The 14,601-nt window shown below is 70.2% G+C and carries 12 protein-coding genes; 11 read left to right on the top strand and 1 reads right to left on the bottom strand.

Annotated features, from left to right (window positions below):
• The first annotated feature begins 249 nt into the window (after positions 1–249).
• From CCL05_RS18625 to CCL05_RS18590, 8 genes are all read left to right on the top strand, one after another.
• A complete protein-coding gene (locus CCL05_RS18625) occupies positions 250–1,635 on the top strand; it encodes a nitrate/nitrite transporter (protein WP_086561629.1) in 1,386 nt (461 codons plus the stop codon).
• A 117-nt stretch (positions 1,636–1,752) separates the two neighbouring features.
• A complete protein-coding gene (locus CCL05_RS18620; RefSeq protein WP_086561628.1) occupies positions 1,753–2,904 on the top strand; it encodes a uroporphyrinogen-III synthase in 1,152 nt (383 codons plus the stop codon).
• Positions 2,905–3,087: 183 nt separating this feature from the next.
• The gene (locus CCL05_RS18615) at positions 3,088–3,681 is read left to right on the top strand and encodes a CGNR zinc finger domain-containing protein (protein ID WP_086561627.1); all 594 of its coding nucleotides are present in this window, start codon (positions 3,088–3,090) and stop codon (positions 3,679–3,681) included.
• Positions 3,682–4,054: 373 nt separating this feature from the next.
• Positions 4,055–4,576, top strand: a complete 522-nt coding sequence (locus CCL05_RS18610; RefSeq protein ID WP_010039908.1) for a sigma-70 family RNA polymerase sigma factor — start codon at positions 4,055–4,057, stop codon at positions 4,574–4,576.
• Positions 4,576–5,406 (top strand): anti-sigma factor family protein, encoded by an 831-nt coding sequence (locus CCL05_RS18605; RefSeq protein WP_086561626.1) that lies wholly within the window; start codon positions 4,576–4,578, stop codon positions 5,404–5,406. Before CCL05_RS18610 ends, CCL05_RS18605 begins: the two co-directional genes overlap by 1 nt.
• Before the next feature lie 60 nt (positions 5,407–5,466).
• Entirely contained in the window at positions 5,467–7,752 is a 2,286-nt protein-coding gene (locus CCL05_RS18600) for a HelD family protein (RefSeq protein WP_086561625.1), read from the top strand.
• A gap of 354 nt (positions 7,753–8,106) precedes the next feature.
• A complete protein-coding gene (locus tag CCL05_RS18595) occupies positions 8,107–9,537 on the top strand; it encodes an NAD-dependent malic enzyme (protein WP_086561624.1) in 1,431 nt (476 codons plus the stop codon).
• 310 nt (positions 9,538–9,847) lie between these two features.
• Positions 9,848–10,129 carry an HU family DNA-binding protein gene (locus CCL05_RS18590; protein WP_003990598.1) on the top strand — a complete coding sequence of 94 codons (282 nt, stop codon included), beginning with the start codon at positions 9,848–9,850 and terminating at the stop codon, positions 10,127–10,129.
• Between the two features lie 104 nt (positions 10,130–10,233).
• On the opposite strand, the gene murA is transcribed toward CCL05_RS18590, so the two are convergent.
• Positions 10,234–11,574: a UDP-N-acetylglucosamine 1-carboxyvinyltransferase gene (murA, locus tag CCL05_RS18585; RefSeq protein ID WP_086561623.1), complete on the bottom strand. Its 1,341-nt coding sequence runs from the start codon at positions 11,572–11,574 to the stop codon at positions 10,234–10,236.
• Positions 11,575–11,827: 253 nt separating this feature from the next.
• Here murA and CCL05_RS18580 point away from each other — a divergent pair, with 253 nt between their 5' ends.
• The 3 genes from CCL05_RS18580 to CCL05_RS18570 all read left to right on the top strand — a co-directional run bounded on the left by CCL05_RS18580 (position 11,828) and on the right by CCL05_RS18570 (position 14,424).
• Positions 11,828–12,400, top strand: a complete 573-nt coding sequence (locus CCL05_RS18580) for a YqgE/AlgH family protein (RefSeq protein ID WP_167409579.1) — start codon at positions 11,828–11,830, stop codon at positions 12,398–12,400.
• 29 nt (positions 12,401–12,429) lie between these two features.
• The gene (locus CCL05_RS18575; RefSeq protein ID WP_010039914.1) at positions 12,430–12,711 is read left to right on the top strand and encodes a DUF3039 domain-containing protein; all 282 of its coding nucleotides are present in this window, start codon (positions 12,430–12,432) and stop codon (positions 12,709–12,711) included.
• Positions 12,712–12,801: 90 nt separating this feature from the next.
• Positions 12,802–14,424, top strand: coding sequence for a beta-N-acetylhexosaminidase (locus CCL05_RS18570; RefSeq protein ID WP_086561621.1), 1,623 nt, complete (start codon positions 12,802–12,804; stop codon positions 14,422–14,424).
• The last annotated feature ends 177 nt before the right edge of the window (positions 14,425–14,601 follow it).

The raw sequence follows: 14,601 nt of genomic DNA, 5'->3' as shown, positions 1-14,601 counted from the left end.
CCTCAGCAGCCCCCCGGCCCGTACGCCCAGCCCTACCCCCAGCAACAGCAGCCGCAGGGCCGGCAGAATCCGCCGGCGCAGCCTCCGCAACGCTGACAGACGCCACCGAACCTCTCATCCCGCCCCCGGCCGGGGTGAGAGCAAAGTTCCCTCGCGGTCACCCGCTGGCACAGTCACGAAACGCGTCCTCCCTACCTTCGGGACTCAGCACTCATGGAACGACCGAGTCCCGGAGCAAGTGGAGGCGTCATGACAGGCCCTGGCACGGCACCCGCACCCCCGAGCAGGGGCGGACGCTGGATCCAGCACTGGGATCCGGAAAACGAGACCTTCTGGAAGGAGACGGGCGAGAAGATCGCCCGCCGGAACCTCTTCTTCTCCGTGCTCTCCGAGCACATCGGGTTCTCGATCTGGACCCTGTGGTCCGTTCTGGTCCTCTTCATGGGCCCGGAGTACGGGCTGACCCCCGCCGACAAGTTCATGCTGACCTCGATGGTCACGCTCGTCGGCGCCGTCGTCCGCGTCCCGTACACCTTCGCCGTCGCGATCTTCGGCGGCCGGAACTGGACGATCATCTCCGCCGGCCTCCTCCTCGTCCCGAGCGTCGCCGCCTTCATGGTGATGGAGCCGGGCACGTCCTTCTCCACCTTCCTCCTCGTCGGCCTGCTCGCGGGCATCGGCGGCGGCAACTTCGCCTCCTCCATGACCAACATCAACGCCTTCTTCCCGCTGCGGAAGAAGGGCTGGGCCCTCGGCCTGAACGCGGGCGGCGGCAACATCGGCGTACCGGTGATCCAGCTGGCCGCCCTGGCGATCATCGGCGCCGGCGGCGGGCCGCGCGTGCTGCTCGGGATCTACATCCCGCTGATCCTCGTCGCCGCCGTCATGGCCGCGCTCTTCATGGACAACCTCGAGAACGTGAAGAACGACACCGGTGCCGCCAAGGACGCCGCGCGGGACGCCCACACGTGGATCATGTCCTTCCTCTACATCGGCACGTTCGGCTCGTTCATCGGCTACAGCTTCGCCTTCGGGCAGGTCCTGCAGAACCAGTTCGGACGCACCCCGCTGGAGGCGGCGTACGTCACCTTCATCGGTCCGCTCCTCGGCTCGCTGATCCGGCCCCTGGGCGGCTGGATGGCCGACAAGTACGGCGGCGCGAAGATCAGCCTGTGGAACTACGTCGGCATGGGCGTCGCCACGGCGGTCCTGATCGGTGCCTCGATGCAGAAGTCGCTGGCGCTGTTCACCACGGCGTTCGTGGTGCTCTTCGTGCTCAGCGGGCTCGGCAACGGCTCGACGTTCAAGATGATCCCGGGCATCTTCCAGAACAAGGCCCTCGCCAAGGGACTTCAGGGCGAGGCGGCCGCGGCCTACGGACGCCGGCTCTCCGGCGCCTCCATGGGACTCATCGGCGCGGTGGGCGCGCTCGGCGGCGTCGGCATCAACCTCGCCTTCCGCCAGTCCTTCCTCTCCTACGGCTCCGGCACCGGGGCGTTCGTCGCCTTCCTCGCCTTCTACGCGGTCTGCTTCGCGGTCACCTGGTCCGTATACCTTCGCCGTACGACCCCCCGAGTACCCGCCACGGCGGCGACCTCGGAGGCAGAGCCGCAGCTCACCTACGCCAAGGTGTGACGTAACACCGTCGACATCATGCCGATCCGAGCCTGTCACGAGCCGTTGACAGGCTCGCTCGGCATGTAGGAACGCCGTACCCACTAAGTACGACGACTCGAGTGCGGGACGAGAGCCATGTACGAGGAAGAACAGCGACCGGACCACGGGCCCCTGGCGGGTTTCACCGTGGGTGTGACGGCCGCGCGCCGGGCCGATGAGCTGGGGACGCTGCTCCAGCGGCGCGGTGCCGCCGTCATGCACGCCCCTGCCCTGCGGATCGTGCAGCTCGCCGACGACAGTGAACTGCTGGGCGCGACGAAGGAGCTCATCCGCCAGGTGCCGGACATCGTGGTCGCCACGACCGCGATCGGTTTCCGGGGCTGGGTCGAGGCCGCCGACGGCTGGGGGCTCGGCGACGATCTGCTGTCACGGCTCGGCGGCGTACGGATCCTCGCGCGCGGCCCCAAGGTGAAGGGCGCGGTCCGGGCCGCCGGGCTGACGGAGGAGTGGTCGCCGTCGTCGGAGTCCATGGCCGAGGTGCTCGACCGGTTGCTGGAGGAGGGCGTCGACGGGCAGCGCATCGCGATCCAGCTGCACGGTGAGCCGCTGCCCGGGTTCGTGGAGGCGCTGCGCGAGGGCGGGGCCGAGGTCGTGGGCGTGCCCGTCTACCGGTGGATGCCGCCCGAGGACATCGCCCCGGTGGACCGCCTGCTGGACGCGGCGGTCTCCCGGGGCGTGGACGCGCTGACCTTCACCAGCGCCCCGGCCGCGGCCTCCCTGCTCTCCAGGGCGGAGGAGCGCGGGATGCTCCCCGAGGTGCTGGAGGCCCTGAGCCACGACGTGCTGCCGGCCTGCGTCGGCCCGGTCACCGCCCTGCCGCTGCAGTCCCGCGGCATCGACACGATCCAGCCCGAGCGCTTCCGGCTCGGACCCCTGGTCCAGCTCCTTGCCAAGGAACTGCCCGGCCGGGCACGCGCGCTGCCGATCGCCGGGCACCGGGTGGAGATCCGCGGCCACGCCGTCCTGGTCGACGGGGACCTCAAGCCCGTGCCGCCCGCCGGCATGTCCCTGCTCCGTACCCTCTCCCGCCGCCCCGGCTGGGTGGTCGCGCGCGCGGAACTCCTGCGCGCCCTGCCCGGCTCCGGCCGCGACGAGCACGCGGTCGAGACGGCCATGGCCCGTCTCCGCACGGCCCTCGGCACCCCGAAACTGATCCAGACGGTGGTCAAACGGGGGTACCGCCTCGCCCTGGACCCGGCGGCGGACACGAAGTACGCGGACGCGTGAGCGCGTCCGCGGGTTGAGCGGGATACCGCCACCCGAAGCCGCCCCTCGCACGAGCGGCCCGTGCGAGGGGTTTCCGGCGCGGGAGCGGGCAGGCACTGTAAGAGGGAACGGTTTCCCAGCCCTCTCACTGGCACCTCAGCGAACCCTCGCGACCGGGGTGCACCCCTAGGCGGTGACAGGCACATGGCACTGGGTACGGCCACGGCCCCGTACGAGCTGCGCTTCGACGCCGGACGGATCTGCCTCGACCTGCTCTCCACCACGCATCCGGAGGAACGGCTCGGCTCCGTGGACGTGCTGCGCGCCTGGATCACCGGCTCCGGGCTGGTCCCGGCGGACACCGCCCTGGCCCACGCCGACGCCGCCTGGCTGGTCGCCTTCCGCGAACTGCGCGGCCAGGTCGACCGGTTGGTGCGCGGCTGGCCCGGATCCGGAACCCGGGCCTACGACTTCGCGCTCGCGCGCGTCAACGACCTCGCCCGTACCGCACCTCCCGCCCCGCGCGCGGTCCGCGGGGGAGACGGCGAACTTCTGCGGCGGTTGGACGGCCCGCCCGGCTGCCCCGCCCTGCTCGCGGCCGTCGCCCGGGACGCCGTGGACCTGCTGACCGACCCCGCCGCCCGCGCGGCCCTGCGCCAGTGCGAGGGCGACAACTGCCCGATCGTGTACCTCGACACCTCCCGGGGGCGCAGGAGGCGCTGGTGCTCCAGCGAGGTCTGCGGGAACCGCGAACGGGTCGCCCGGCATCGCCGCCGCGCCGCACTCACTCGCGCTTAAGTCCCTTTTGCCCCTCGGGTCAAGGGCGTTGGGTGGTCGCCGCCCCCAATTCCCCTGTCCTAAATGCGACTTCTGTGGATGCGCTGTCGAAGTGATTTCGATTACATGCCGTTTACCTACGCACCCGTAGGGAAAGCCTGGCTTGATCTCGTCGATGTGGCAGAAATGTAAAGAATGCGGGGTGGGAATGTGCTCCCATGTCCCCCTCGTCACGTCACTTCAAAGAAATCTGTCACTCCACTTTGAACGCCCAACGCCTCGCGTCCGTACGGCATGGGGAGCGACCGACTGGGGGAACCCCCGGACACCGGAGGTGGGCGTGCGCAAGGATTCCGTCGTGGCCAATGAACGTGCACCGAGGGCCCGACATCGCATGTCCCAGCCCTCGGAACCCGACGAGGAGCTGATGCGTGCGCTCTACCGCGAACACGCCGGACCCCTGCTTGCGTATGTCCTGCGCCTGGTCGCCGGAGACCGGCAGCGCGCAGAGGACGTCGTGCAGGAGACGCTCATCCGTGCCTGGAAGAACGCCGGTCAGCTCAATCGGGCGACCGGATCGGTACGCCCCTGGCTGGTGACGGTCGCCCGGCGCATCGTCATCGACGGCCACCGCAGCCGGCAGGCCCGGCCGCAGGAGGTCGACCCGTCGCCGCTGGAGGTCATCCCCGCGGAGGACGAGATCGACAAGGCGCTGTGGCTGATGACTCTGTCGGACGCACTCGACGACCTGACCCCCGCCCACCGGGAGGTGCTCGTCGAGACGTACTTCAAGGGGCGTACCGTCAATGAGGCGGCCGAAACCCTGGGCATACCCAGCGGAACCGTCCGCTCCAGGGTCTTCTACGCCCTGCGTTCGATGAAGCTGGCACTGGAGGAGCGGGGGGTGACGGCGTGATGAGTGTTTACGGGGGTAACCAGGGGTTCGGTACGGGAGGCATGGGTATGTCTGGACCCATGCAGGGATCTCCGGTGCCGAACGAGCACGAGACCGTCGGCGCCTACGCTCTCGGCATCCTCGACGACGCCGAAGCAACCGCTTTCGAAGCCCACCTCGCGACCTGTGAATGGTGCGCCCAGCAGCTCGACGAGCTGGCCGGCATGGAGCCGATGCTCGCCGCCCTCGCCGACCTGCCCGGTTCCGGCAGCACACCCGCGATCGGCGAGTCGCTGTCCGCGAAACCCCGGCCGCGCCTGGTGGAGAAGCTGGTCGACGAGGTCGCCGACCGCCGCGCCCAGAAGCGCCGCCGGAGTTTCTACATGGTGGCCGCGGCCGGCGCGCTGATCATCGGCGGCCCCTTCGTCGCGGTCGCGACGAACAGCGGCGGTGACGGCGGCGGCGCGGAGAACCGCCCGCTCGCGGCCAGCCCCGCCAAGGAGGCCTTCGACGGCATCTCCGACAAGATCTCGGCCACCGACCCGAGCACCAAGGTCACCGCGACGGTCGCCCTCCAGAAGAAGGACTGGGGGACGGGCGTGGTCACGGAGCTGAAGAACGTCAAGGGCCCGCTCAAGTGCGCGCTCGTCGCGGTCGGCAAGAACGGCGAGCGGGAGACCCTGTCCTCCTGGTCCGTCCCGGAATGGGGCTACGGCCTGCCGGAAGCCAAGTCCGAGAAGGCCAAGGAGCCCCTGTACGTCCAGGGCGGCGCCGCCTTCAAGCCGAACGAGATCGACCACTTCGAGATCGTGACCTTCGACGGCAAGCGGCTGGTCGAGGTCGACGCGTAGCCTTACCGGGTCCCCTTCGCGTACGGTGGACGGCTGCCCAGCACGTCAGAAGGGGGCCCGGTGGCCGCTCAGGCTCAACAGGAAACCGCGCTCGACTCCCTGAGAGACAGAGAGATCAGCGTCGAACAGGAACACCTGGACCGGGTGTACCGGCGCCTCGAGGAGAAGATCCACGAGGCCGAGTTCCTCATGAACGACGCGGCCCAGCGCGGCCAGGTCGGCACCCCCGGCGCGCTCGCCGAGCGGGACGCCCAGGTCTTCCGGGCCGGCATACACCTCAGCCGGCTGAACAACGAGTTCGAGGACTTCCTCTTCGGCCGTATCGACCTGCTGCGCGGCAAGGACGGCAAGAAGGGCCCCGACGGCGCGTACACCGCCGTGGAGCCCGCCGAGGGCGCGGTCCGTGAGGACAACACCGCCGACATCGTCGAGACGCTGCACATCGGCCGTATCGGTGTCCTCGACCAGGACTACGCCCCGCTGGTCATCGACTGGCGGGCCCCGGCCGCCGCCCCCTTCTACCGGTCGACGCCCGTGGACCCCGGCCGGGTCGTCCGCCGCCGGGTCATCCGCTCCAAGGGCCGCAAGGTGCTCGGCGTCGAGGACGACCTGATGCGCCCCGAGCTGACGGCCTTCCTCGACGGCCATGAACTGCCCGTCATCGGCGACGGCGCCCTGATGGCCGCGCTCGGCCAGGCCCGCAGCCACACCATGCGCGACATCGTCGCCTCCATCCAGGCCGAGCAGGACCTGGTCATCCGCGCCCCCGCCGCCTCCGTGACGTACGTCGAGGGCGGCCCCGGCACCGGCAAGACCGCCGTCGCCCTGCACCGCGCGGCCTACCTCCTCTACCAGGACCGCCGCCGGTACGCGGGCGGCATCCTGATCGTCTCCCCGACCCCGCTGCTCGTCGCCTACACCGAGGGCGTGCTGCCCTCCCTCGGCGAGGAGGGCCAGGTCACCATCCGCGCCATCGGCTCACTCGTCGACGGCGCCGCGGCCACGCTCTACGACTCCCCGTCCGTGGCCCGCGCCAAGGGCTCGTCCCGCATGCTCAAGGTGCTGCGCAAGGCCGCGCGCGGAGCCCTGGAGCTGAACGATTCACCGACCCGGCTGCGCGTGGTCGCCTTCGGCCGCCGCCTGGAGCTGGAGGCCGAGCAGCTGGCGGGCATCCGCCGCGCCGCCCTCGGCGGCACCGCCCCCGTGAACCTGCTGCGCCCCCGCGCCCGCAAGCTCCTCCTGGACGCCCTGTGGGAGCAGTCCGGCGCGGCCGGCCGGCACACCGACCCGGAGCTCGCCGCCGAGCTGCGCTCCTCCTTCGACGAGGACATCACCTCCGAGGACGCCTTCATCGCCTTCCTCGACGCCTGGTGGCCGGAGCTGACCCCGGCGGCCGTCCTGGACGCGATGGCCGACGAGCGGCGCCTCGGCCGCTGGGCCCGGCGGATCCTCAACCCCGGCGAGATCCGCAAGGTCGCCCGCTCCCTCAGGCGCGACGGCCACTCGGTGCACGACATCGCGATGCTCGACGAACTCCAGGCCGTCCTCGGCGCCCCGGCCCGGCCCCGCAAGAGGCGCGAACTCGACCCGCTCGACCAGCTCACCGGCCTGGAGGAGCTGATGCCGGTGCGCGAGGAGTCGCAGCGCGAGCGTGCCGAGCGCCTCGCGCAGGAGCGCACCGAGTACGCGCACGTCATCGTCGACGAGGCCCAGGACCTCACCCCGATGCAGTGGCGCATGGTCGGCCGCCGCGGCCGGCACGCCACCTGGACGGTCGTCGGCGACCCGGCCCAGTCCTCCTGGTCCGACCCGGACGAGGCCGCCGAGGCCCGCGACGAGGCCCTCGGTACCCGCCCGCGCCGCCGCTTCGAACTCACCGTGAACTACCGCAACCCGGCCGAGATCGCCGAGCTCGCCTCGAAGGTGCTGGCCCTGGCCATGCCCGGCTCCCCGTCCCCGAAGGCCGTCCGCTCCACCGGCGTCGAGCCGCGCTTCACGGTCGTGGGCGACACCTTGGCCGAAACCGTCCGCGCCGAGGCGGCCCGGCTGCTGGAGCGCGTCGACGGCACGGTCGGCGTCGTCGTCGCCATGCAGCGCCGCGAGGAGGCCCGGCGCTGGCTCGCCGGACTCGGCGACCGGGTGGTGGCGCTCGGCAGCCTGGAGGCCAAGGGCCTGGAGTACGACGCGACGGTCGTGGTCTCCCCGGCGGAGATCGCCGACGAGTCCCCGGCCGGCCTGCGTGTGCTCTACGTCGCACTGACCCGGGCCACACAGCAGCTCACGGTCGTCTCGGCGGACCGGGACGAGCCGGACGCGGCGGGAGTACCGGACCTGCTCAGGGACTGATCCGTCCGTCCGGCGGGGCCGCGCCCCCGATACCCACGTGTCGGCGAAATGAACTCCCGGTACGGGAATGGCCTTACGGGATCTGTTTGTTAGCCTGGATGTGGCACCGGCCCGATCCAAGCCCCCGGGCCCAACCATCGTCGCTACGAGCGACCACTTGCCGCGAGGCGAGCATGGCGGGTCGGTGCCGCCTACTTGCGAAGAGACCCACGTCAGCGTGACGTGGGTCTCTTTTTGCTGGCCTGTTCCGCGAACAAAACGTTCGCAATTGAGGGTGGCTACCTGCTACCCGGCGGTAGGTGCGACGATCGGACGGCACAACTCAGCGTCAGGTGAAAGCAGAGGAAGTCGGCCATGGCAACGGCGCCCAGCGTCTCCTACTCGATGACGGTCCGGCTGGAGGTGCCCGCGAGCGGAACCGCCGTCTCGCAGCTCACCACCGCCGTGGAGTCCTCCGGAGGCTCGGTGACCGGCCTCGACGTCACCGCATCCGGTCACGAGAAGCTCCGTATCGACGTCACCATCGCGGCCTCGTCGACCGCGCACGCGGACGAGATCGTCGAGGAACTCCGCGGCATCGAGGGCGTCACGCTGGGCAAGGTCTCGGACCGGACCTTCCTCATGCACCTCGGCGGCAAGATCGAGATGGCGTCGAAGCACCCCATCCGCAACCGTGACGACCTGTCCATGGTCTACACGCCGGGCGTGGCCCGCGTCTGCATGGCGATCGCCGAGAACCCCGAGGACGCCCGCCGCCTCACCATCAAGCGCAACTCCGTTGCGGTCGTGACGGACGGCTCGGCCGTGCTGGGCCTGGGCAACATCGGCCCGAAGGCGGCCCTGCCGGTCATGGAGGGCAAGGCGGCCCTCTTCAAGCGGTTCGCCGGCATCGACGCCTGGCCGATCTGCCTCGACACCCAGGACACCGACGCGATCGTCGAGATCGTCAAGGCGATCGCCCCGGGCTTCGCGGGCATCAACCTGGAGGACATCTCCGCCCCCCGCTGCTTCGAGATCGAGGCCCGGCTGCGCGAGGCCCTCGACATCCCCGTCTTCCACGACGACCAGCACGGCACAGCGATCGTCGTCCTCGCCGCCCTCACGAACGCCCTGCGCGTCACGGGCAAGGCGATCGAGAACATCCGGGTCGTCATGTCCGGCGCCGGCGCGGCCGGTACGGCCATCCTGAAGCTGCTGCTGGCCGCGGGCGTCAAGAACGCCGTCGTCGCCGACATCCACGGCGTCGTGCACGCCGACCGCGAGGACCTGGTGGACGCCGCCCCGGACTCGGCGCTGCGCTGGATCGCCGACAACACCAACCCCGAGGGCCTCACCGGCACGCTCAAGGAGGCCGTGCGCGGCGCCGACGTCTTCATCGGCGTCTCGGCCCCGAACGTCCTGGACGGCGACGACGTGGCCGCCATGGCCGACGGCGCCATCGTGTTCGCGCTCGCGAACCCGGACCCCGAGGTCGACCCGGCCATCGCACGTCAGACCGCGGCTGTTGTGGCCACCGGCCGTTCCGACTTCCCGAACCAGATCAACAACGTGCTGGTCTTCCCGGGTGTCTTCCGCGGCCTGCTGGACGCCCAGTCCCGCACGGTCAACACCGAGATGATGCTGGCCGCCGCGACCGCCCTGGCGGACGTGGTGACCGAGGACGAGCTGAACCCGAACTACATCATCCCGAGCGTCTTCAACGACAAGGTCGCGGGCGCGGTCGCCGGAGCGGTCCGGGAGGCCGCGAAGGCGGTCGGCGCGGCGGCGACGACCTCGCAGCCGTAGGGCGACGGCCCTGCGGCCGCTGTGAGGATTGCCACGACTGGCTTGGCAACGGCGCGTCGGGGAACCCGACCCCTTGGGACGCCCTCTATCGTGTCGGCCAGGCTCAGGCCCTCTTTTCGTGTGACTCCCATGGGTGTTCTCACGACTCCTGCGGGTGCCGGATTGGCTTTCCCGCCGCAGGTAGAGGCAGGATGCGTCCCTGGGCGCGAGGGTCTGACGACGGACCCGGGTCCGGGGACTCACGGAGGACCCTGGCAGCATCGGCTTCGATCTGACGCCTCAACGGCAAGATGAACACGGGAGTAACAACATGAACCGCAGTGAGCTGGTGGCCGCGCTGGCCGACCGCGCCGAGGTGACCCGCAAGGACGCCGACGCCGTTCTGGCCGCGTTCGCCGACGTGGTCGGCGACATCGTCTCCAAGGGGGACGAGAAGGTCACCATCCCCGGCTTCCTGACCTTCGAGCGCACCCACCGTGCCGCTCGCACCGCCCGCAACCCGCAGACCGGCGAGCCCATCCAGATTCCCGCCGGTTACAGCGTGAAGGTCTCCGCGGGCTCGAAGCTCAAGGAAGCCGCGAAGGGCAAGTAACCCTGCCGTTCGTACGCCCTCGGTGTACGAACCACAGTGAGTGACATCAAAGGGGCGGCCACCCGAACCGGGTGGCCGCCCCTTTGGCGTCACTGCCTGCGCCGCTACCCGAGCGCCTTGCCCGGAAGCTCCACCTTCGCACCCAGCTCCACGAGCTTCTCCATGAAGTTCTCGTAGCCGCGGTTGATCAGGCCGATGCCGTGGACGCGGGACGTGCCCTGGGCCGCCAGCGCCGCGATGAGGTACGAGAAGCCGCCGCGGAGGTCGGGGATGACCAGATCGGCGCCCTGGAGCTTGGTGGGGCCGGAGACGACGGCCGAGTGCAGGAAGTTGCGCTGGCCGAAGCGGCAGTTCGAGCCGCCCAGGCACTCGCGGTAGAGCTGGATGTGCGCGCCCATCTGGTTCAGGGCGGAGGTGAAGCCGAGGCGGGACTCGTAGACCGTCTCGTGGATGATGGACAGGCCCGTGGCCTGGGTCAGGGCCACCACCAGCGGCTGCTGCCAGTCGGTCTGGAAGCCGGGGTGGACGTCCGTCTCCAGCGCGATGGACTTCAGCTGGCCGCCGGGGTGCCAGAAGCGGATGCCTTCGTCGTCGATCTCGAAGGCCCCGCCCACCTTCCGGTAGGTGTTCAGGAACGTCATCATCGAGCGCTGCTGGGCGCCGCGGACGTAGATGTCGCCCTCGGTCGCCAGCGCGGCGGACGCCCAGGACGCGGCCTCCAGGCGGTCGGACAGGGCGCGGTGGTTGTAGCCGCCGAGCTGGTCCACACCGGTGATGCGGATCGTCCGGTCGGTGTCCATCGCGATGATGGCGCCCATCTTCTGAAGGACGCAGATCAGGTCCTCGATCTCCGGCTCGACAGCCGCGTTCGAGAGCTCGGTGACGCCCTCGGCGAGCACCGCCGTCAGCAGCACCTGCTCGGTCGCGCCGACGGACGGGTACGGCAGCCGGATCTTCGTGCCCCGAAGCCGCTGCGGGGCCTCCAGGTACTGCCCGTCCGCCCGTTTCTCGATCCGCGCGCCGAACTGCCGCAGCACGTCGAAGTGGAAGTCGATGGGCCGGCCGCCGATGTCGCAGCCGCCGAGACCCGGGATGAACGCGTGGCCGAGGCGGTGCAGGAGCGGCCCGCAGAAGAGGATCGGGATACGGCTCGAACCCGCGTGGGCATCGATGTCAGCGACGTTCGCGCTCTCCACGCGCGTCGGATCCATCACCAGTTCGCCGGGTTCGTCCCCCGGGCGGACCGTCACGCCGTGCAGCTGCAACAGACCCCGTACAACCCGTACGTCACGGATGTCCGGAACATTGCGGAGGCGGCTCGGAGCGCTGCCCAGCAGCGCTGCCACCATTGCCTTCGGTACGAGGTTCTTCGCACCGCGGACACGGATCTCGCCCTCCAGCGGGGTTCCGCCGTGGACAAGCAGGACATCGTCGTTGACGGTCATGAATCTCGCGTTCCGTGGAGTCGGGCAGGGGCCAGGAGGGAAAGGGTAATCGCCCTCCACCCCCCTTCCGTAAGCCTGAGTCGGACCCAGCCACGTCATAGCTCTGTCACAACACGAACGGTTCCGTGCCGGGCACGTGGGGTCACGGTCACGTCCGTGCGCCGAGGACGCATCGGTGTGCCCCTGAGCTGCGTTCACCCGCGTCCCCGCATTGCCTCCCCACGGGAAGGGAAGATGCGGGATCATGTCTGGCATGACCGAGGTGTCCTCGCTCACAGGGCGGTTGCTCGTGGCCACGCCCGCCCTGGCGGACCCGAACTTCGACCGCGCGGTGGTGCTGCTCCTCGACCACGACGAGGAGGGCTCTCTCGGTGTCGTCCTCAACCGCCCCACTCCGGTGGACGTGGACGACATCCTGGAGGGCTGGGGGGATCTCGCCGGCGAGCCCGGCGTCGTGTTCCAGGGCGGCCCGGTGTCGCTGGACTCGGCCCTCGGGGTCGCCGTCGTCCCCGGCGGGGCGTCCGGGGAGGAGGCGCCGCTGGGCTGGCGCCGGGTGCACGGCGCGATCGGGCTGGTGGATCTGGAGGCCCCGCCGGAACTGCTGGCCTCCGCCCTCGGCTCCCTGCGGATCTTCGCCGGATACGCCGGCTGGGGCCCCGGTCAGCTGGAGGACGAGCTGGTGGACGGCGCGTGGTACGTCGTCGAGTCCGAGCCCGGCGACGTCTCCTCGCCGTCCCCGGAGAGGCTCTGGCGCGAGGTGCTGCGCCGCCAGCGCAACGAGCTGGCGATGGTGGCGACGTACCCGGACGACCCTTCGCTCAACTGATGGCTGTGACCTTCAGTACCCTTGGGCCTATGAGCACTCTCGAGCCCGAGCGCGGGACTGGTACGGGGACCCTCGTAGAGCCGACACCGCAGACCTCCCACGGTGACGGTGACCACGAGCGCTTCGCCCACTACGTCCAGAAGGACAAGATCATGGCGAGCGCCCTCGACGGCACCCCCGTCGTGGCGCTGTGCGGCAAGGTCTGGGTGCCGGGCCGCGACCCGAAGAAGTACCCGGTGTGTCCCATGTGCAAGGAGATCTACGAGTCCATGGGCTCCGGCGACGACGACAAGGGCAAGGGCGACAAGTAGGCCCGGCCCGCGTGGCGTAAAGCCTCCAGGGTGCGTTTCGCGTGCCCTGGGGGCTTTTGTGCTGTTCATGCAGACCCCAGAAGGACTGACATGACCGAACTGATTCCGAAGCCCCGCGGCGTCGTCGCCACCACCGGCGAGGTCCGGCTGGCGGCACACTCCCGGCTCCACGCCCGTACCGGGACGCAGGGCGTCGGCCACTGGCTGAGCACCGCTCTGCGGCAGGCCACCGGCCTGCCGTTGCGCGAGGGGCGGGAACTCGACGACGCCGGCGATGGCATCGTGCTGCAGCTCGACCCCGGGCTCGGCCCCGAGGAGTACCGCCTCGTCAGCGACTGGAACGGTGTCCTCATCGAGGGAGGCAGCGCGGCCGGTGTCTTCTGGGGCGCCCAGACGCTGCGGCAGCTTCTCGGCCCCGACGCGTACCGAAGGGCCCCGATCAGGCGCGACCGCGCTTGGGCCGTGCCGTACCTCACGATCGAGGACGCCCCCCGATTCCGCTGGCGTGGCCTGATGCTCGACGTCGCCCGGCACTTCATGCCCAAGGAAGGCGTCCTGCGCTCTCTCGACCTGATGGCGGCGCACAAACTCAACGTCTTCCACTTCCATCTGACGGACGACCAGGGCTGGCGCATCCAGATCGAGCGGCATCCACGGCTGACCGAGACCGGCTCCTGGCGGGCGCGGACGAAAACCGGCCACGGGGCCTCACCCCTGTGGGACGAGAAGCCGCACGGCGGCTACTACACCCAGGACGACATCCGCGAGATCGTCGCCTACGCCGCCGAGCGGCATATCACCGTCGTCCCCGAAATCGACGTGCCCGGCCACTCGCAGGCGGCCATCGCCGCGTACCCCGAACTCGGCAACACCGACGTCATCGACACCAACGCCCTCTCCGTGTGGGACACCTGGGGAATCAACCCGAACGTACTCGCCCCCACTGACAACACCCTGCGCTTCTACGAGGGCGTCTTCGAGGAAGTACTGGAGCTGTTCCCGTCGGAGTTCGTCCATGTCGGCGGCGACGAGTGCCCCAAGGACCAGTGGCGGCGGTCCGCTACTGCCCAGGCGCGCATCAGGGAACTCGGGCTCGCCGACGAGGACGAGCTCCAGTCCTGGTTCATCGGGCACTTCGACAGCTGGCTCTCCGCGCGCGGGCGCCGGCTGATCGGCTGGGACGAGATCCTCCAGGGCGGCCTGGCCGACGGCGCGGCCGTGTCCTCCTGGCGGGGCTACGCCGGGGGCATCGCCGCCGCCCGGGCCGGCCACGACGTCGTCATGTGCCCCGAGCAGCAGGTGTATCTGGACCACCGTCAGGACCCGGGCCCCGACGAGCCGGTACCGATCGGGTGGGTGCGCACCCTGGAGGACGTCTACCGGTTCGAGCCCGTGCCGCCGGAGTTGACGCCCGAGGAGGCCCGGCACGTGCTCGGCACCCAGGCCAACGTGTGGACCGAGGTGATGGAGGACCACGCACGCGTGGACTACCAGACGTTCCCCCGGCTCGCGGCCTTCGCCGAGGTCGCCTGGAGCGCCCTGCCCGCCCCGGCGGAACGGGACTTCGCCGATTTCGAGCGCCGCATGACCGCCCACTACCGGCGGCTCGACGCCCTCGGCATCGCCTACCGGCCACCCGCCGGCCCGCTGCCCTGGCAACGGCGTCCAGGGGTGCCGGGCCGCCCCAAGGACGGCCCGCCGCCCAGCCGGTAGCACCGGCCCGCCGCTACCGAACAGCTCGAACACGCCACGGAAAAAGCGCACAAGAGTCACCGAAAGTGCCAATCGGAATGCACTGGTGAACCCGTGAGAAAACGGAATATCTTGCCCGTGAGGTGGGCGAATGCCTCCTAGCGGACCCGTGTCTTCGGCTCTCGCCAAGATGTGCCA

Origin of the sequence: Streptomyces africanus (assembly GCF_002150735.1) — a bacterium.
Lineage (GTDB): Bacteria > Actinomycetota > Actinomycetes > Streptomycetales > Streptomycetaceae > Streptomyces > Streptomyces africanus.
This window is presented reverse-complemented; position numbering and strand designations above follow the sequence as displayed.

What these genes read in the sequence shown, in the direction of transcription:
- CCL05_RS18610 (WP_010039908.1), top strand. Translation starts at nt 4,055, where the DNA reads ATGTCCCAGCCCTCGGAACCCGACGAGGAGCTGATGCGTGCGCTCTAC.
- CCL05_RS18580 (WP_167409579.1), top strand. Translation starts at nt 11,828, where the DNA reads ATGACCGAGGTGTCCTCGCTCACAGGGCGGTTGCTCGTGGCCACGCCC.
- CCL05_RS18605 (WP_086561626.1), top strand. Translation starts at nt 4,576, where the DNA reads ATGAGTGTTTACGGGGGTAACCAGGGGTTCGGTACGGGAGGCATGGGT.
- CCL05_RS18590 (WP_003990598.1), top strand. Translation starts at nt 9,848, where the DNA reads ATGAACCGCAGTGAGCTGGTGGCCGCGCTGGCCGACCGCGCCGAGGTG.
- CCL05_RS18625 (WP_086561629.1), top strand. Translation starts at nt 250, where the DNA reads ATGACAGGCCCTGGCACGGCACCCGCACCCCCGAGCAGGGGCGGACGC.
- CCL05_RS18620 (WP_086561628.1), top strand. Translation starts at nt 1,753, where the DNA reads ATGTACGAGGAAGAACAGCGACCGGACCACGGGCCCCTGGCGGGTTTC.
- murA (WP_086561623.1), bottom strand. Translation starts at nt 11,574, where the DNA reads ATGACCGTCAACGACGATGTCCTGCTTGTCCACGGCGGAACCCCGCTG.
- CCL05_RS18575 (WP_010039914.1), top strand. Translation starts at nt 12,430, where the DNA reads ATGAGCACTCTCGAGCCCGAGCGCGGGACTGGTACGGGGACCCTCGTA.
- CCL05_RS18570 (WP_086561621.1), top strand. Translation starts at nt 12,802, where the DNA reads ATGACCGAACTGATTCCGAAGCCCCGCGGCGTCGTCGCCACCACCGGC.
- CCL05_RS18615 (WP_086561627.1), top strand. Translation starts at nt 3,088, where the DNA reads ATGGCACTGGGTACGGCCACGGCCCCGTACGAGCTGCGCTTCGACGCC.
- CCL05_RS18595 (WP_086561624.1), top strand. Translation starts at nt 8,107, where the DNA reads ATGGCAACGGCGCCCAGCGTCTCCTACTCGATGACGGTCCGGCTGGAG.